The 16,802-nt window shown below is 71.1% G+C and carries 16 protein-coding genes; 7 read left to right on the forward strand and 9 right to left on the reverse strand.

What is annotated here, in order from left to right:
• The first annotated feature begins 280 nt into the window (after nt 1–280).
• Nucleotides 281–1,048 carry a carboxypeptidase-like regulatory domain-containing protein gene (locus tag IEY37_RS04575; RefSeq protein ID WP_188940345.1) on the forward strand — a complete coding sequence of 256 codons (768 nt, stop codon included), beginning with the start codon at nt 281–283 and terminating at the stop codon, nt 1,046–1,048.
• Between the two features lie 445 nt (nt 1,049–1,493).
• Here IEY37_RS04575 and IEY37_RS04580 read toward each other — a convergent pair whose 3' ends face one another.
• The 3 genes from IEY37_RS04580 to IEY37_RS04590 all read right to left on the reverse strand — a co-directional run bounded on the left by IEY37_RS04580 (nt 1,494) and on the right by IEY37_RS04590 (nt 3,886).
• Nucleotides 1,494–2,033 carry a DinB family protein gene (locus tag IEY37_RS04580; protein ID WP_188940346.1) on the reverse strand — a complete coding sequence of 180 codons (540 nt, stop codon included), beginning with the start codon at nt 2,031–2,033 and terminating at the stop codon, nt 1,494–1,496.
• 188 nt (nt 2,034–2,221) lie between these two features.
• Nucleotides 2,222–3,004 (reverse strand): alpha/beta fold hydrolase, encoded by a 783-nt coding sequence (locus IEY37_RS04585; protein WP_188940347.1) that lies wholly within the window; start codon nt 3,002–3,004, stop codon nt 2,222–2,224.
• 297 nt (nt 3,005–3,301) lie between these two features.
• Complete coding sequence (locus IEY37_RS04590) at nt 3,302–3,886, reverse strand: adenylate kinase family protein (RefSeq protein ID WP_188940348.1); 585 nt, start codon at nt 3,884–3,886, stop codon at nt 3,302–3,304.
• A gap of 190 nt (nt 3,887–4,076) precedes the next feature.
• Here IEY37_RS04590 and IEY37_RS04595 point away from each other — a divergent pair, with 190 nt between their 5' ends.
• Nucleotides 4,077–4,382, forward strand: a complete 306-nt coding sequence (locus IEY37_RS04595; RefSeq protein ID WP_308426364.1) for an FAD-dependent oxidoreductase — start codon at nt 4,077–4,079, stop codon at nt 4,380–4,382.
• A gap of 41 nt (nt 4,383–4,423) precedes the next feature.
• On the opposite strand, the gene IEY37_RS04600 is transcribed toward IEY37_RS04595, so the two are convergent.
• Entirely contained in the window at nt 4,424–5,197 is a 774-nt protein-coding gene (locus IEY37_RS04600) for a DNA-3-methyladenine glycosylase family protein (RefSeq protein WP_229673866.1), read from the reverse strand.
• Between the two features lie 13 nt (nt 5,198–5,210).
• Nucleotides 5,211–5,621 carry a MarR family winged helix-turn-helix transcriptional regulator gene (locus IEY37_RS04605; RefSeq protein WP_188940350.1) on the reverse strand — a complete coding sequence of 137 codons (411 nt, stop codon included), beginning with the start codon at nt 5,619–5,621 and terminating at the stop codon, nt 5,211–5,213.
• 105 nt (nt 5,622–5,726) lie between these two features.
• On the opposite strand from IEY37_RS04605, the gene IEY37_RS04610 reads away from it, so the two are divergent.
• The 4 genes from IEY37_RS04610 to IEY37_RS04625 all read left to right on the forward strand — a co-directional run bounded on the left by IEY37_RS04610 (nt 5,727) and on the right by IEY37_RS04625 (nt 8,627).
• Nucleotides 5,727–6,515 carry an alpha/beta fold hydrolase gene (locus tag IEY37_RS04610; RefSeq protein WP_188940351.1) on the forward strand — a complete coding sequence of 263 codons (789 nt, stop codon included), beginning with the start codon at nt 5,727–5,729 and terminating at the stop codon, nt 6,513–6,515.
• A gap of 32 nt (nt 6,516–6,547) precedes the next feature.
• Nucleotides 6,548–7,333 (forward strand): MBL fold metallo-hydrolase, encoded by a 786-nt coding sequence (locus tag IEY37_RS04615; protein WP_188940352.1) that lies wholly within the window; start codon nt 6,548–6,550, stop codon nt 7,331–7,333.
• Nucleotides 7,334–7,442: 109 nt separating this feature from the next.
• Nucleotides 7,443–7,835 carry a cupin domain-containing protein gene (locus IEY37_RS04620; RefSeq protein WP_188940353.1) on the forward strand — a complete coding sequence of 131 codons (393 nt, stop codon included), beginning with the start codon at nt 7,443–7,445 and terminating at the stop codon, nt 7,833–7,835.
• Between the two features lie 57 nt (nt 7,836–7,892).
• A complete protein-coding gene (locus IEY37_RS04625) occupies nt 7,893–8,627 on the forward strand; it encodes a YoaK family protein (protein ID WP_188940354.1) in 735 nt (244 codons plus the stop codon).
• A 66-nt stretch (nt 8,628–8,693) separates the two neighbouring features.
• On the opposite strand, the gene IEY37_RS04630 is transcribed toward IEY37_RS04625, so the two are convergent.
• The 4 genes from IEY37_RS04630 to IEY37_RS04650 are packed head-to-tail and all read right to left on the reverse strand — an operon-like array spanning nt 8,694 to nt 15,340.
• On the reverse strand, nt 8,694–10,400 hold the full coding sequence (locus IEY37_RS04630; protein WP_229673868.1) for an alpha-glucosidase: 1,707 nt from the start codon (nt 10,398–10,400) through the stop codon (nt 8,694–8,696).
• Between the two features lies 1 nt (nt 10,401).
• The gene (locus IEY37_RS04635) at nt 10,402–11,994 is read right to left on the reverse strand and encodes a glycoside hydrolase family 66 protein (RefSeq protein ID WP_229673870.1); all 1,593 of its coding nucleotides are present in this window, start codon (nt 11,992–11,994) and stop codon (nt 10,402–10,404) included.
• Nucleotides 11,991–13,796, reverse strand: a complete 1,806-nt coding sequence (locus tag IEY37_RS21895; RefSeq protein ID WP_229673872.1) for an ABC transporter permease — start codon at nt 13,794–13,796, stop codon at nt 11,991–11,993. The genes IEY37_RS04635 and IEY37_RS21895 overlap by 4 nt, the downstream gene beginning before the upstream one ends.
• A 50-nt stretch (nt 13,797–13,846) precedes the next feature.
• Complete coding sequence (locus tag IEY37_RS04650) at nt 13,847–15,340, reverse strand: extracellular solute-binding protein (RefSeq protein ID WP_188940356.1); 1,494 nt, start codon at nt 15,338–15,340, stop codon at nt 13,847–13,849.
• A gap of 268 nt (nt 15,341–15,608) precedes the next feature.
• On the opposite strand from IEY37_RS04650, the gene IEY37_RS04655 reads away from it, so the two are divergent.
• The gene (locus IEY37_RS04655) at nt 15,609–16,757 is read left to right on the forward strand and encodes an ROK family transcriptional regulator (RefSeq protein ID WP_188940357.1); all 1,149 of its coding nucleotides are present in this window, start codon (nt 15,609–15,611) and stop codon (nt 16,755–16,757) included.
• Nucleotides 16,758–16,802: the final 45 nt, after the last annotated feature.

A 16,802-nucleotide genomic window follows, 5' to 3' on the forward strand; every position in this document is an offset into this window, starting at 1 on the left:
GACCGCTCCGCAGCCGAAGCCCGCGGCCTGGTAGGCCGTGTCGTCCACCTCCACCCGGGAGCGACGCATGCTCGACGATCCGCACACCCTCGACGACATCCGGTGTAGGGCCGGACACCTGCCCGGGCGACCCGGTCACCGGGCAGCCGTGCGATGCCGCCGCGCCGGCGCACGGGTCCGCCCACCGTCCGGCGGACTCGCCGCGATCCTGGTGGTCCTCGTCGTGCCATTGTTGGCGTCGTGTGCGGATCCCGTCACCGGACGCGCGGACCGGGTGCCGGTGACGACCCCCCAGGACGGCGGCCCGGTGCCGGACAGTCACCCGGTGCCCGACGGTCACCCGGTGCCGGACGGCGGCCCCGTGCCGGACAGCGACCCGGTGCCGGACAGCCATCCGATGCCGGACGGCCATCCGCCGGTCCGTCACACGGCCCCGAAGACGTACACCGTGCACGGGATCGTGGTGGACGGCACCGGCGATCCGGTGGCCGGCACGGTGATCACTTTCCGATCGACGGACTGCGCAGCGTGCGGGTCCACCGGGGCGGTGAGCGACGGCGACGGATACCAGGTGCAGCTGGTGGCAGGCCGTTACCGGGTGGACTGCGCCATCCTGGCCGCCCAGTGCCGGTTCGGCGACGGTCGCGATTCGACCACCATCGCGGTCCCCGACACCGAGCAACTGGACATCGTCGTCACCGACAGCTCCGCGCCGCCGCCGGACCCGAAGTCCCCACCGGCGGACAGGTCCGAGGCGGCGGAATGCCAGGCGGAGGGGTTCCAGGTCTGCGGGCAGGTGACCGATCGGGGTACGCCCGTCACCGACGCGGTGATCGAGCTCAAGTGCATCTCCCAGTGCAACTACCACGTCACCGTGAACCAGCAGGGCAAGTACGGGATCAAGGTCGGCGCCGGGAGTTTCACGGCGCTCTGCATCATTCCGGACCGTCCCGACGTCGACTGCGCTCCGGCAAGCGGAACCGAACCCGTCGTGGTGTCCGTACCGCCGGGCGGGCAGATCGTCGACTGGGTCGTCACCGGCGAGTGACGGCCGGAGGCCCCCGGATCGGCCGTTCCGTCACGTGACGGAACCAAGTCTCGGGCCGCCGTGCGGCCCGGGATGGCGTTCACCATCGAGAACGGCAGCAACACAACAGGTCGACCGGATTGCCCGGTCGGTCGGCGTGGAGCGAGCAGACTGCACGGGGCGCCGTCCTGGCAGAGGCCCACAGAGCCGCCGCAGGGTCAGCCGTGGCCGCCGCCCAGGGGCGCTGGCGGGGACGCCGCAGCGGGCCACTTGACCGAGCCACCGCGCCGTCTCCGCTGACGGGACAGCGGCGCTGGCTGGACTGGACGGGTCGTGCGGCCCGGATCCGTGGCTCTGGCCGGCAGCTGCGGTGCACTGCCGTCCCGACGATGCCGTGCTCGACGCGGGTGTCTCGACGTTCCTGGGACGGCTCTGATTCGTCACGTGACGAATTGCGAGCAGGAGCTCACTCGCCGGTGGAGCCGTCGACGGCCTCCCGGAGCAGATCGGCGTGCCCGATGTGCCGGGCGTACTCCTCGAGCATGTGCAGCAGGATCCACCGCCGGCTGGGTGTCCGCCCGTCGCTCCAGGTGTGCCGGCCGGGCCGGTCCAGCCCGCCGTCGGCGAGGGCGGATGCCACCGCGGCCCGCGACCGGGCCACGGCGTCCCGCCACAGGCCTCGCAGGTCGTCGGGGCTGTCCGATGCGGCCGAGTGCCATTCCCAGTCCGGGTCCGCCGACCAGTCGACGGTGTACCACGGCGACCCGGCCGGATGTCCGCCGATGCGCTCGCTGCACCAGCTGTCCTCGACGTACGCCAGGTGCTTGACCAGGCCGCCCAGCGTCATGTCGGACGCGCCGACCGTCGCCGCGAGGCCCGCCGCGTCGAGGCCGTCGACCTTCCAGGCCAACGTCGCGCGCTGGTAGTCCAGGAAGCCGAGCAGCGTGTCGACCTCGTCGGCTGCGATGGGGGGCTCGCGGCGGCCGTGTTCGTCCATGTCCGTCACGCGGATGACACTAGGCGTGCCTGAGAGACCCGACGGCAGCCCGACAAGCGGACCGATCGAGTGCCGATAATGCACATTATGTCAAGCCCAAGGCTGCGTACTGCATCTGACGAGATACGACGTGTCCTGCTTCGCGGCTTGTGTGGATTGGCTCGTGGACGGTCGTCGGCTCATCAGGGCGACGGATCTCAACGGGTCCTGTCGAGGATGAGTCGCATCGCTTCCTTCGGTGCATCCCATTGCGGGAAGTGGCCGCAACGGTCGAACCAGTGCAGGATCGCATCGGGGAACAGACTCGTGGCCCGTGCGGCCTGGCTCCGCACGGTCACCCGGTCACGACGTCCCCAACCGATCGTCACCCTGCCGGGCGCGGTTCCTGCTGGGGCGCCCTGCTGTTTCGGGCCCTTGGTGAGGGCGTCCAGGGCGGCGCCGTTCGATGGGGACTCTGCCAGGCCACGCACGTCCGGCAGCACCGTCTCCAGCGAGAGCGCCCAGGGTCGCGCCGAGAACTGCACCAGCAGCAGGGTCCTTCCAATTGCGCTCCCCAGCAGCAAAGGCAGCCACTTTCGCAGAACTCGGACCAGAGCGACCGACGGCCGCAGGGTGGCGCCGAAGACAAGGAGTTCACGGTCGCTCCAGAAGCCGCCCGGGTCCAGCGCCACGGTGTCGCCGCCGACTCCCCGCCTCGCAAGCTCGAGCACAATGCGTCCGCCCATCGACTGGCCGACGGTGCTGACCCCGTCCAGCCCCTGTTCCCGGATGAACTCCGCCACGGCGTCGGTCAGGGTGGCGATCGACACCTCCCCGGCCAAGGGTGGGGTCTCACCGAAACCCGGCAGGTCGACAGCGACGACCTCACGATGTTCGGCGAGTTCGTCGAGAATCGGCGCCCAAGATCGCCACCCAGCACCTAGGCCGTGCACGAGCAACAGGGGGCTTCCGCTTCCACGCCTCACATGATTCAACGTCACGAGGCAGTGGTACCCCAGGCGGGACTGGCTCACACGGCGCCGGTCGCCCGCGAATGCGGCGCCACCCCGTCCCGCTGCTCAATCCCCTCTCCCGCGACGGCCGCGCGGATGTCGGTTGGTAGCGAGAGCTCCGCGATACAGGCGGCGCGTCACTGCCGACGTCTGGCCGCGTCTCGCTGTCGAGGACCAAGAGCTGTCCTACGGCAACCGCCGTCCGGGGCTATTGGACGCACCGTGATACGCAGAGCTGCCAGTCATGGTGACAGAGGAAGGTCGAGGGCGAGCCGGATCGATCTCCTACTCGACCAGCGGTCGGCGCGCCGCATCGGTCAGTGGCCCGGCAAGCCAGGCGTCGGCCTCCGCGTGACTGCGCAGGCGGACGACGGGCAGCCCAGGGCGCTGCTGCAAGGCAACGCGGACCCGTTGTCCGGTCGCCGCATGGGTGCGCCACGCCCAGCGGACGATGTGGTCCTTGTCGGTGAAGAACGTGTGCAGCGGCGGTTCCACGTTGCCGTTCCAGAGCTGCTGCCTAAGCAGTCGCCGCCGCAGGGTCCGCGTGGTCACCTGCCACATCACGCGCCCCCGGCCCAGATCGAGCCAGACCATGGTGTCCGCTGCGGTCGCCAGCAGCGGCCTGACCCGGCTGTACTGCCACTCGGTCACCCAGGTCGGCTCGGCGGCCAGAGCCGCGACCTCGGCGGCGAAGGTCGGTCGTGGGGTCCACTGGATACCGTGGTGCAGAGCGTCGATCTCGACATGGCCGATCTGGAGCACCGCCGCGATCCGTTGCGCCAGTGTGGTCTTGCCCGCTCCCGATGTCCCCGCCACCAGCAACCGGCAGGGCCGGTAGGCGAGCGGATCCTGCGCAACCAGCAATGGCACGCCTGGACGATAGCCGCTCCGGGGGCTCTTTCCGACCCCGCGACCGCGGTCCGCTGCGGAGAGGATGGCGCGGCATCGCCGAGGTGCGCCGCGTCATCGTCGACCGTCGCTGTCGACGTCGACGGACCCGCTACGGCAGAGTGAGCCCGAGCATGCGGCAACGGCGACGCGAAGGGCAGGTGCGCGCGGGATGCGGCTTGCGGACGGTGCGCGGGTGGCGGTGGTCGGCGCCGGGCCGGGCGGGCTGGTGGCGGCCAAACACGCCATCGAGGCCGGGTTCGACGTGACTGTCTTCGAAGCCAGCGACGACCTCGGCGGACAGTGGCACACCACGGCCGCGCACAGCGGGATCTGGCCCGGCATGCGCACCAACACCAGTCGGGCGATGACTGCCTTCTCCGACCTCGACACCCCCCGACCCACGACCTGCACCCGGTGGCGGAGCAGCTGCAGGTCGTCAGGACGATCGTCGGTGCACGCCGGCAGGCCGCGATAGTCCGTGGTGGGAGGACCAGGGCGTCGCAGCACCACCGGGTGTCAGGCGGGCGGTCCCTTCCCACGTGGTCGCCGACGCTGCGCGTCCCGCTGTGACAGGTAGTGGTGCCAGACGAGCAGGGTGCCGATCGTCCGGTACGGCACCCACTCCCGCACGACCGTCTCGAGGTCGGTTCTCCCCGTCGACGTCGACAGTCCCTTGATGCTCTTCAGCGCGTTGACGGCGGCCAGGTCGCCGGTCGGGAACACGTCGACGCGGTGCAGGACCAGGATCAGGTAGACGTCGACCGTCCAGTTGCCGATGCCCTTGAGTCGCGTCAAGGCGCTCCGGACCTGGTCGTCCGGCAGCCCGGCCAGGGCCTCGAGGTCGAGCTCGCCCGATGCCGTGCTTCGGGCGACACCGCGGACATAGCCGGCCTTCTGGCGGCTGAAGGAGGCGGCTCGAAGGTCCTCGTCGGTGAGGGACAGGACGCTCTCGGGCGTGACCGCACCCACGCGGCGGCGGAGCTGCTCGAGGGCGGCCCTGGCGGACGCCAGCGAGACCTGCTGCTCGAGGATGAACCAGACCAGGGACTCGAACGTGTTCGGGCGGTCCCAGAACGGCGGGTACCCGAACGCGTCGATGATCCTCCTCAGGTCGGAGTCACGCTCCGCCAGTTCGTCGCAGAGTGCGGGCAGCCGGGCTTCGGAGAAGACCGGGGGCGTCGTGCGGTTGCGCCCCGTCATGCGAGGCGCCGGTCCGTCGTCGGCGGTCGCCGCGTCGCGCAGCACGTGCTCGTCGCGATCCTCTCCGGTGCGCTGCCTGTGCAGGGCCACGGCCGCCGGCTGCTCAGTCGCCCAGCGCCTTGTCGATCAGGCCCAGCAGCGTGGAGCGCTCCTCGACGCCGAGCCGGCCCAGCGTCTCGGCGAGGACCTCGTCGAGGATGCCGGCGCCCGCCTGGTACGCGGTCCGACCCCTGCTGGTGAGCTCGTGCCGCACGGCTCGGCCGGCGCCGTCGACCCGCTTGATCAGCTCACGGTCGATCATCCGCTTGGCCAGCTCGCCCATCGACTGATCCGTCTGGAAGGTGGCCTCGGCCAGGGCGTGCAGGGACAGGCCAGGACTCTGCTCGATGCGGCGCAACACATCCCACTGCACGAGCGAGATGCCCACCTGCGCCGACAATTTCCGGTTGGCCTCACGGTGGTGTCGCCACTGCAGCCGCTTGACGGCCAGGGCGACGTCCTGCTGCGAAGCCATGCCCGGAGCGTACCGAGCCCGTCCTCCCGCAGCAAGGTTGCTTATCTACGGACCCGAAGATAAGGTTCCTGATACAAGCGATCCGACGTCCACGAGGGAGCGGGCATGAGCACAACGATTCCGGCCGGGAGCCTGCGGCCGACCAGGTCGAGCAGCATCACCGTCAACGGCGCCGAGGTGGCCGTGGCCGACCGCGACCGCACCCGCCCGTTCCTGCTGCTGCACGGGGGCGCAGGGCCGGCGACCATGGCAGGCTTCGCCGATCTGCTCGCCGAGCGCACCCACTCCCGAGTGCTGGTGCCGACCCACCCGGGTTTCGGCGGCACCCGCCGGCCCGCCTCGCTGGCCGCAACCACGGACCTGGCGGCGACCTACGTGGCGCTCCTGGACGCGCTGGACCTGACCGACGTGACCGTCGTCGGCAACTCCTTCGGCGGCTGGGTCGCCGCCGAGATGGCACTGATGGACAGCCCCCGGGTCAGCGGTGCGGTGATCGTCGACGGTATCGGCATCGAGGTCGACGGCCATCCCGTGACGAGCGTGGCCGGTCTCGAGCCCGCCCAGCTGGCGCAGCTGTCCTTCCACGACCCGGCCAAGGCGCCACGCCCGGCGGCGGTCGGCGGCGCCGGTCCCAGCCCGGACCTCCAGGCCCTGATCGCCTACGCCGGGCCGGCCATGTCCGACCCGACGCTGGCCGACCGGCTCGGCCGGCTGCACCTGCCGGTGCACGTCATCTGGGGCGAGAGCGACGGCATCGTCAGCCCGGCGTACGGCCGGGCCTATGCCGACGCCCTCCCCCTGTCGACGTTCACGCTGCTGCCCCGCTCCGGACACCTGCCACAGGTCGAGAGTCCCGAGGAGCTGCTCGGCGCCATCCTCGACCTCGGCCGCTGAACTCCGCTCCCCCATCGAGAGGACCTCCGACCATGACCACGCCGTTGACCGTCACGCGCATCGCCCACGCCAGTCAGCTGATCACCATCGGCGACCTGCGCATCCTCACCGACCCCTGGTTCACCCAAACCGCCACCTACTACCACGGCGAACCGGTGGCCCGCGGCGTCGCGTCGCTGGGTCCCATCGATGCCGTTGTCGTCACCCACGAGCACTACGACCACTGCGACCTCGACGCCCTGCTCGCCGGAGGTTTCGACCCCGGCACCCCGCTGGTCGGGCCCGGCACCGTCACCACGCTGGCGGCGGGGAAGGGGTTCACCGATCTGCACACGGTCGAGGCCTGGGAGACGGCGGGCGTCGGCGACCTGACCGTGACCGCGACTCCGGGCAAGCACGGCGTCCACGAGGTCACCTTCGTTCTCGCCGCCTACGGCCGGACGGTGTTCTTCGGTGGCGACTCGCTGCGGATCCCCGAGCTCGACCAGATCCCCGACCGGCTCGGCCCCATCGACCTGGCCATCCTGCCCGTCAACGGGCTCTGCATCCGCCCGGCCGCCTTCGAACAAGTGGTGATGGACGCCGAGCAGGCGGCCGACCTCACCGCCGTGCTCCAGCCGACGCTGGCCATCCCGCACCACTACGCCTTCCACAGTGGCTTCCTCGGCGACCGGATGATCACCAGAGCCGACCAGGACCCCCGCCACTACACGGACGCGCTGGCTCGCCTCGCGCCCGAGATCACGGCGCGGATCGTGCTGCCCGGCGTCGAGGTCACCGTGCCCACGCGACCAGTTGTGACCGGGCGGAGACGCTGATCCCGAACGGAGGCGGGACCCCCGGGCAGCAACGCCCGCTGCAGGCGTGCGGACAGGTCCCGTACGGCGGCTCGTCGCGTGGAGCCGCACTGTCGTAGCGTCGGCCGGCGTGAGCACCGTCCGCAACCTGCACCAGAGTTTGGCCGCGATACCCGGTCCGTGGCAGCCGCACCGGCTGTCCTCGGTCAACGACCAGGACGTCAAGGTCGCCGTCCTCGAGGGGGAGTTCGTCTGGCACCGCCATTCGGACAGCGACGAGTTGTTCCTGGTCGTGGCCGGGCACCTGACCATGCAGTTGCGGGACGGTGACGTCGAGCTCCGGGACGGCGACGTCTTCGTCGTACCGCGCGGGGTGGAGCACTGCCCGCTGGCGCACGGGCCGGTGCAGGTCGTGATGGTCGAGCGGCAGGGCACGGTGAACACCGGCGACGTCGGCGGCGAGCGCACCGTCCGGCTCGGCGAGTTCGACCGACCCCTCCGGCGACCCGCCCCTGCGGAGTGACCGACGACGCTTCCACGACGCTGGTGGGAGGCGGGCGAGCAGGAGAACGCTCGGGTCATGCGCGTCTCCCCCACCCGGCACCGGCCCACCCTGCTGCGCGACTACCTCGGCCACCCGCAGCACGGGCCGCTCCCCGCGCTGCTGCGGCTGCTCACGCTCGCCACCGGGGTCGTCGACGCGGTCAGCATCCTGTCCCTGGGCCGGGTGTTCATCGCCAACATGACCGGCAACATCGTCTTCATCGGCTTCGCCCTGGCCGGGGCCCCCGGGTTCTCCCTGCAGGCCGCGCTGTTCGCCCTGCTGGGCTTCGTGGTCGGGGCGGGAGCCGGCGGCGTGCTGATCGGCCGGCTCGCACACCGCGGTCGGCTGCTCGCGGTGACGGCGACGGCCGAGTGCCTGCTGCTGCTGGGCGCCCTGGCGGTGGCGGTGCCGGCTGCAGAGCCGTTCGGGACCGCGCCGCGGGACCTGATCGCCGTCCTGGCGGCGGTCGCGCTGGGCCTGCAGAACGCCACCGCCCGGGCGCTGGCGGTGCCCGATGCGACCACGACGGTGCTCACCATGACGGTCACCGGCATCGCCGCCGACCTGCGTGCCCGCAACGGCCGGGTGCTGTTCCGCCGGCTGCTCGCGGTGCTGGCGATGCTGGTGGGCGGGCTGGCCGGCGCGCTGCTGGTGCTGCACGCCTCGCCGGCGGCCGCGCTGGCGGTCGCCGCCGCGCTGGTGGGGTTGGTAGCGGCGGGCGGCTGGCTGGCCAGCCGCACGCCGGCCGGGTGGCACACCACCGGCCACTGACCCGGTGCCGGTGCGCTGCTCGCCGTCGAGGGGAGCAGTCCACGACGCCAGGCGTCGTGCGGGCGTTCAGTGCTGCAGAACTGCCCTGGCCTCCCACGGCCGCAGGGTCGCCGGGTCCCCGGCGCCGTCGTAGTTGGCGAGGACCGGCACCCCCGTCAACGGCGCGATGGGTACCGCGCGACCCGAGAGGTTCACCGCAACGGCCAGTTCCGTACCGTCGAACCTGCGGCTGAAGGCGAAGACGTCCGCGGCCGGTGATCGCCGGCGGACGAAGTTACCGTGGGCCACGACCGGCAGGTCGTGGCGCAGCCGGACGAGCTCGCGGTAGTAGGCGAAGATCGAGTCCCGCTGCCGTCGCTGCGCCTCCGCGTTGATCCGCTCGGCGTTCGGGTTGACCGCGATCCACGGCGTCCCGCTGCTGAACCCGGCGTTCCGGCCGGAGGACCACTGCATCGGGGTGCGCGCGTTGTCCCGGCCCATCCGGCGGATCCGGGTCAGCGCCTCGGCCGGATCCAACCCGCTCCCGACGGCCTCGGCGTGGTACCGCAGCGACTCGATGTCCCGGAGCTCGTCGGTCGAGGCCCACGGCATGTTCGTCATGCCGATCTCCTCGCCCTGGAAGATGTACGGCGTGCCGCGCTGCAGGTGCAGTGCCGTGGCGAGCGCGGTCGCCGACTCGCGCCAGAACCGCCCGTCGTCGCCGAAGCGGGACACCACCCTGGGTTGGTCGTGGTTGTTCCAGTACAGGCTGTTCCAGCCGGCGCCGGCGAGGCCGGTCTGCCAGCGCTCGAACACGTCGAGCAGCACCGGCACCGCCAGCGGCGCGGGCTCGAACTTGCCGGACGGGCCGTGGTCGACGCCGACGTGTTCGAAGTGGAAGACCATGTCGAGTTCGGCCCGGGCCGGATCGGTGTAGTGGCGGGCGACGTCGACGGTCGTCCCGGGGGTCTCACCGACCGTCAGGAACGCGCCGGGCCGGCCGGCGAAGACCTCGCGCCGCATCTCCGCGAGGAACTCGTGGATCCTCGGCCCGTCGCCGTAGTGCGGGAAGCCGTCCCCCAGCTGCCGACCGGACGCGACCGGTCCGTCCGGCAGCTCCGACCGTTTGGAGATGAGGTTGATGACGTCCATCCGGAAGCCGTCGATGCCGCGGTCCAGCCACCAGTTCATGACGTTGTACACCGCGCGCCGGACGTCGGCGTTCTCCCAGTTCAGGTCCGGCTGCCGGGCCGAGAACAGGTGCAGGTAGTACTCACCGCTGGCGGCGTCGTACTGCCAGGCCGGCCCGGAGAAGAAGGAGGACCAGTTGTTGGGCTCGGCTCCGGGCTCACCGCCCACCCGGCCCGGCCGGGGCGGCCGCCAGATGTACCAGTCGCGCTTGTCCCGGCCGGAGCGGGAGTCGACGAACCAGGGGTGCTCGTCGGACGTGTGGTTGACGACCAGATCCATCACCAGCTTGATGCCGCGGGCGTGCAGGTCCTCGAGCAGGCCGTCGAAGTCCTCCAGCGTGCCGAACACGGGATCGATGCCGCGGTAGTCGCTGATGTCGTAGCCGTTGTCGTCCCCGGGCGAAGGGTAGACCGGGGACAGCCACACCACGTCGACCCCGAGGTCGACCAGGTGGTCCACGTGCTGCCGGATGCCGGCGAGATCCCCGATGCCGTCGCCGTTGCCGTCGGCAAAGCTGCGCGGATAGATCTGGTAGACCACCGCCGAGCGCCACCACTGCGCGGTGGCGACGTCGGCGATCTCGGGTGCAAGGTCGGTCGACACGTCAGTTCCCACTCCTGGTCTCGATGGAGATCAGCTGCCAGGCGGTGATCGGCGGGAGCACCACGACCGCGTCGTCGCCGTCGGCCCGGACCACCACCTCGGTCAGCCGCGGCGTGCCGTCCGGATCGGCCACCCGGACGCGCGGCAGGCCCGGTCCGAACCGGCGGACACGGAGCAGACCGCCGCCCGGGTCCCCGAACGGCCGGCGGGCGCTGTCCCAGACGGTGTCCGGCTGTCCGACCAGGTTGATCAGGTGGACGACCAGCCGGCCCGGCAGTTCGACGATGCGCCGCCACACCCCGCCGGCCACCGGATCCCCGGTCACCTCCGCCTCGGGATAGGTCACGTCCAGGTCGCCGTTGTAGCTGCCGGCGTAGGAGCCGGTGACATCGGCGGCGGCCGGGTCGAGCAGCAGCTCACCGTGCTCGACCAGGAAGTCGTACCAGCGGGTGAGGACCGCCAGGGTCTCCGGTCCGGCGCCGTGGTTGCGGACGTAGTAGGGGTCGACCAGCAGGTGACCGGTCTCCCCCGCCAGGAGCTGCGTCGCGCCGTGGGAGAACAGCGTCGCCATGGTCAGCATCGTCGCCCGGTCCGCGCTGTCGGGCTCGGCCTGCAGGTACACGGCCTGGTACGCCGCGATCACCACGGGCCGCAGCGGGGCTGCGGCGTGCGCCCGGGTCACCGTTCGGGCCAGGTCGCCGAGGGTGACCTGGGGTGGCCACACCTCGATGTAGGTCGCGTCCTGCGGCGACGACGCCGTGCGCCAGGTCGGGAAGTCGTTGACCTGGTTGAAGACCAGCCGCGCCGCGGGCAGCTCGTCCCGGATGCCCCGGATCGTCGCGTCGAACGAGGCCGCGACGTCGACGTCCGCGCCGTCGGCCCGCCGGGCGAACTTCGGGTAGCCGTACTGGTCCAGGTGGAAGCCGTCGAAGCCCAGTGCCCGCACCGCGGCCGCCAGATCCGACCGCAGGTGCGCCGACCAGTCCGGAGCGGCCGGGTCGACCAGCGACAGGAAATCGCCCAGCCCGTACGGCACACCGCTGGGCCGCAGCAGCGCGTCGTGCCGCCACTGCGGCCACTCGTCGGTGCCGACCCCGTACACCGCCGCGTAGCCCAGCGCCACCGCACCCGCCCGCTGCACCGCACCGACCAACCGGCGCACGGTGGCCAGCGAGACCGGTTGTCCCAGGGCGTCCGCGTACTCCTGCACCGCGGGATCCCCGGGCAGCAGCGCGGCGTGCCGGTGCGCCCAGTCGTAGAACTGCACCGCCGTCAGGTGCAGCCGGCGGACGAGCTCCGCCACCGCGTCCACGTCGCGGCCCGGCGCGTAGTCGACGAGGAAGCCGTAGCGCATCCGGGTCCGCGGATCGTCGACGACCTCGACAGCGGTCCGCGGCCCGGCCGCGAACTCGACGCCGTACCCGCCGGCCGGGAGCACGCCGAGATCAACGACTCCGCCGGCACTGTCGACCGTGCGCACCGGCGCACCGAGCGAGTACACGGTGACCGGTCCGGCCGGCCCGTCCACCAGTACCGGCTCCGCCGTCCGGTACAGCGCCTTGTGCGGCAGCGCCGCCGTCACCGTCGCGGTCACCCCTTCACCGCGCCCGACGTCAGCCCCTGCACGAAGTAGCGCTGGAAGGCGATGAACACCAGGACCACCGGCACGATCGCGATCAGCGACGCGGCGAACACCAGACCCCACTGCGTCGCGTTCTGCCCCTGGAACAGCTGGATGGCGACCGGCAAGGTGCGCTTCTCGGGTGTGTTGATGGTGGTCAGCGCCCAGGGGAACTCGTCCCACGAGGCGAGGAAGGTGAAGATGGTCGCCGTCGCCAGCGCCGGCTTGGCCAGTGGCAGCACCAGCCGGGAGTAGCGGGTCCAGGCGCCGGCACCGTCGACCTGCATCGCCTGGTCGAGCTCGGCCGGGATGGACTCGAAGAACCCGCGCAGCAGGAACGTGTTGAGCGACAACGAGCCCGCGACGTAGAAGACGACCAGCCCGGTCAGCGAGTCCAGCAGACCCAGGTACTTTGCCAGGACGAACTGCGGGATGATCAACATGATCGTCGGCACCATCAGGCCGAGCAACAGGATGCGGAAGAGCGTCTCGCGACCGCGGAACCGGAAGCGGGCGAACGCGTACGCCATCATCGACGACAGCAGCAGCGACAGGGCGGTCGACGCCACCGCGACGATCACCGAGTTCAGGAAGTACCGCGAGAAGTCCTGCGACCCCCACGCTTCCGTGTAGTTGGCGACGGTGGCCGGGTGGGGAACGAACTGCGGCGGCAGGGTCAGCACGTACGCCTGTGCCTTGAACGACGTCGAGACCATGTACACGAACGGCGTGACCATCACGACGGCGCCGACGGTCAGCAGGACGTAGCGGACCACGGCCGGCGCGGACGACCGCCGCCCCGGGGCGAGAACAGTCATGACGCATTCGCCGATCGGCGGAAGGCGCGCATCTGGAACAGCGAGAGCAGGAACACTCCCACCGTGAGCAGCACGGCGATCGCCGAGCCGTAGCCGAAGTCCAGGTTGCCGGAACGCCTGCTGGTACATGTACGTCAGCAGCACATCCGTCTGGCCGCCCGGCGCGCCACCGGTCATCAGCACCACCGAGGTGAACACGTTGAACCCGCCGATCACCAGCATCACGGTGACGAAGGCCATCGCCGGCCAGATCGCCGGCAGGGTGACCGCGCGGAACCGCGACCAGCGGCCGGCGCCGTCGACGGTCGCCGCCTCCTCCAGACTCTTCGGCACCCCCTGCACCGCGGCCAGGAAGATCATCATCGACCAGCCGATGCCCTTCCACACGCCCAGCGCCGAGATGGCCACCATCCCGGTCCACCGCTCCGACAGCCACGACGTCCCGCCGTCGGACACGTGCAGCACGCTGCCCAGCGTCCAGTTGACCAGCCCTGCGTCGGCGAACAGGAACTTGAACAGCAGCGAGACGACCACCCAGCTGGTGACCACGGGCAGGTAGAACAGCACCCGGAACAGCGGTTGCACCGGGCTCCTGGCCTTGAGCAGCAGGGCGACGGCCAGCCCCAGGACGATCTGCAGCGGAACGGTGAGCACCATGTAGACGGCGCTGTTGCCCAGGCTCGTCCAGAAGTGCTGGTCGTGGAAGGCCCTGACGTAGTTGTCGACGCCCAGGAACCTGCTCACCGAGCCGGCGATGATCCCCCAGTCGTAGAAGCTGATCTGGAACGCCCGCAGCGTCGGGTAGATGATCAACGCCAGGAACAGCAGGTATCCGGGTGCCAGGAACAACCAGGGGGCCACTCCACCCGCGCCCCGCCGGGACCGCCTGCGCGGGCGGCCGGGAGGATCGGACACGGCCCGGGAGATCGACTCCGGTGCGACGGTCTGCACTGTCATCGGCCGGTCCTTGCGGGAAGCGGTGCGCGGGTGGAGGGTCGTCATCGCGGTCAGGTACCGCTGGCCAGCAGCGGGTCGATCTGCTTGGCGGCCGCGGTCAGCGCGTCCTTGACCGAACCCTGGCCCTGGAACACCGGGGTCAGCGCGTTCTGCAGGATGGTGTCGACCTGGCCGGAGTCCGGGATGGCCAGCCGCGGCTTGGCGGTCCTGAGCTGGTCGGCGAAGACCTTCAGATAGGGATCGGCCGCGACCTCCCGGTCGCCGAGCGCCGACACGACGGTCATCTGACCGGTCTTGGCCATCGCCAGCTGGTAGTCGGCGCTCTGCGTGAAGGCCACGAACGCCTGGGCAGCGGCCTGGTTCTTCGACGCCTTGGTGATCACGATGTCCTCGCCGCCGACGACGGAGATCGAGCCGCCGGCGCCGGCCGGGATCGGCGCGTAGACCGGCTGGAAGTCCGGGTACTGGCCGGCCCAGATGTCCTTCATCCACGGACCGTCGAAGATGGTGGCGTACTTGCCGGTCGGCAGGCCGTCGGAGGTGCTCGTCGCACCCTGGTTGCCGGTGATGAGGTTGGGGATCTGCTTGGCGTTGTACAGGTCCACCAGCATCTGCACGGTGGCGACGTTGGTGTCGCTGTCCAGGTAGCCGCTGGCCTTGGTCAGCTTCGGGTCGGTGATCTCGCCGCCGCCGGACCAGATCCACGGCAGGATGTTCCAGCCCTGCAGGCCGCTGTCCGCGAAGAGTGCCATGTCCGTGCCCTTGAGCTTGCCCGCCATGGTCTTCAGGTCGTCGAAGGTCTTCGGCGGGGCGGTCATGCCGGCCGCCTGCAGCGCCTTCTGGTCGGTGATCAGCACCCGGGTGTTGGTGTCCAGCGGCAGGCCGTAGTAGTGGCCGTTCCACAGGTTCGTGGCCAGGGTGCCCGGGTAGACGGCCTTGGACAGCGTCTCGAAGTTCGGCATGGAGCCGTCGAGCTGGGCGAAGACGCCGAGCTTCGCGAACTGCGCGACCCAACCGATGTCGGAGCGGACCAGGTCGGGCAGCTCGCCCCCGGCCGCGCCGGTGGTCAACTTCTGCTTGAGCGAGTCGTACGGGATGTCGACGTAGTTCACGGTGACGCCCGGGTTCAGCTTCTCGAACTCCGGGATGAGTGTCGTGGTCAGCACGTCGGTCTGGGACTTGTTGCCGCCGTTGCCGTAGGTCCCCCACAGGGTCAGGGTGACCGCCGGTGACACCGGAGCAGCGGTGGTCAGGGCCGCACCACTGCCGCCCGCGCCGGTCGCGGCAGTGCTGGATCCGGCCGACGCGTCGCTGGAGACCGTCGCCGACGACGCGGCGGTGCTGCCGGACGCCGCTCCGGTCGACGCTGCCGCGCTCGTCGACGCCGCGGCCGACGCGGTGCTCGCCGCGGAGGTGGCGGACGTGGCCGCGGTGGTGGAGCCGGCCGAGCTGCCTGCGTCCGTCTTCGACGAGCAGGCCGCGGTGATCAGGGTGAGGCCCACGACCAGGGCCGCGCCGGCCCTGGTGGCGGTCGAACGCTTCATCGCGTTTCCCTTCGGGGTGCTGTGCTGGGGAGTCGGATCGTGCTGTCGGGCGAACGGGCCCGGCCGGTGCGAATGCATCCAGCCCCGCCGGACGGCTGCGTGCGGTGATCCCGCAGCAGCTCAATACTTTTGTCGCGGAACCGTCGGCTTGTCAAGAGCCGGGAAGACCGGTGTCGGACCACGGGTGCTGCTTCTTGTGCAAAAGCATCGCGGGTGCCAGCATGAGCCGGCCCCGGGGCGGTCCCGGTGCGGAGCCGGAGGTGCACGGATGGCGGTGAGCTCGACCCAGTGGGCGCCGGACAACGGCGCTTCCCGGGCAGTCGCGCTGGAAGTGCTGATCCACGGCCCCATCTCGCGCAGCGAGATAGCCCGCCGGCTCGAGCTGTCCCAGGGCTCGCTCACCCGGCTGAGCACGCCGCTGATCGAATCCGGGCTGCTGGTGGAGACGGACGGCGCGGGCGCCGATCGCCGGACCCGCCCCCTGGACGTCGTCCCCGGGTCCAAGCACTTCGTCGGACTGAAGCTGACCGGCACCGAGGTGCTCGGCGCGCTGATCGACCTGCGGTCCACCGTGCGCGCTTTCGACCGGATCCCGCTGACGTCCATGGATCCGGCGCAGGTGGTCGAGACGATGGCGACGCTGACCGAGCGGCTGGGGCGCGGCGTCCCGGCGGTGACGGCCGTCGGGGTCGGGCTCGGTGGACTCGTCGAGAACTCGTCGCTGGTGGTCCGCGCGCCGTTCCTCGAGTGGGAGCGGGTGCCGCTCGGCGACCTGCTCGCCGAGCGCCTCGGCGTCCCGACCGTCATCGAGAACGACGTGCTGGCGTTCACCGAGTCCGAGCACTGGTTCGGCTCCGGACGCGGGCTGAACAGGTTCGCGGTGCTGACGCTGGGCGCGGGCATCGGCTACGGCGCGGTGGTCAACGGCAAGATCGTGGCCGGGCCGGACTCCGGGATCGGTCTGGTCGGGCACTGGCCGCTGGACGCAGCCGGACCGGTGTGCAAGGACGGGCACCGGGGCTGCGCGGCCGCGGTGCTGTCCACCGAGGGCGTCGAACGGTCGGTGTCGTCCGCGCTCGGCCGGCGGCTGTCCTACGAGCAGTGCCTCGACCTGGCCGCGGCGGACGACCCGGCGGCGCGCCGGATCATCGACGACGCCGGCCGCGGGCTCGGCCGGCTGATCGCGGCGGTGGCCAACCTGATCGTCCCGGAGCGGATCATCCTGGGAGGCGAGGGTGTCCGACTGGCCGAGGTGGCCGCCGACGCGATGGCCGAGGGCATCGCCCGCGACCGGGATCCGCTCACCTCGCCGCTGGACATCCGGGTCAACGTCGGTGACGAGGCCGAGTGGTGCCGCGGCGGTGGGGTCATCGCGATCCAGACCTACGTCCTCGGGCTGCACGCCGGCCCGGCCTGAGCTCGACCCCCCGCGCGGCCAGGGTCCGCGGCGTCGCATCCCGGC

The organism is Nakamurella endophytica (assembly GCF_014646215.1).
Taxonomy (GTDB): domain Bacteria; phylum Actinomycetota; class Actinomycetes; order Mycobacteriales; family Nakamurellaceae; genus Nakamurella; species Nakamurella endophytica.

What these genes read in the sequence shown, in the direction of transcription:
- IEY37_RS21895 (WP_229673872.1), bottom strand. Translation starts at nt 13,796, where the DNA reads ATGACAGTGCAGACCGTCGCACCGGAGTCGATCTCCCGGGCCGTGTCC.
- IEY37_RS04610 (WP_188940351.1), top strand. Translation starts at nt 5,727, where the DNA reads ATGAGCACAACGATTCCGGCCGGGAGCCTGCGGCCGACCAGGTCGAGC.
- IEY37_RS04650 (WP_188940356.1), bottom strand. Translation starts at nt 15,340, where the DNA reads ATGAAGCGTTCGACCGCCACCAGGGCCGGCGCGGCCCTGGTCGTGGGC.
- IEY37_RS04605 (WP_188940350.1), bottom strand. Translation starts at nt 5,621, where the DNA reads ATGGCTTCGCAGCAGGACGTCGCCCTGGCCGTCAAGCGGCTGCAGTGG.
- IEY37_RS04625 (WP_188940354.1), top strand. Translation starts at nt 7,893, where the DNA reads ATGCGCGTCTCCCCCACCCGGCACCGGCCCACCCTGCTGCGCGACTAC.
- IEY37_RS04595 (WP_308426364.1), top strand. Translation starts at nt 4,077, where the DNA reads ATGCGGCTTGCGGACGGTGCGCGGGTGGCGGTGGTCGGCGCCGGGCCG.
- IEY37_RS04615 (WP_188940352.1), top strand. Translation starts at nt 6,548, where the DNA reads ATGACCACGCCGTTGACCGTCACGCGCATCGCCCACGCCAGTCAGCTG.
- IEY37_RS04655 (WP_188940357.1), top strand. Translation starts at nt 15,609, where the DNA reads ATGGCGGTGAGCTCGACCCAGTGGGCGCCGGACAACGGCGCTTCCCGG.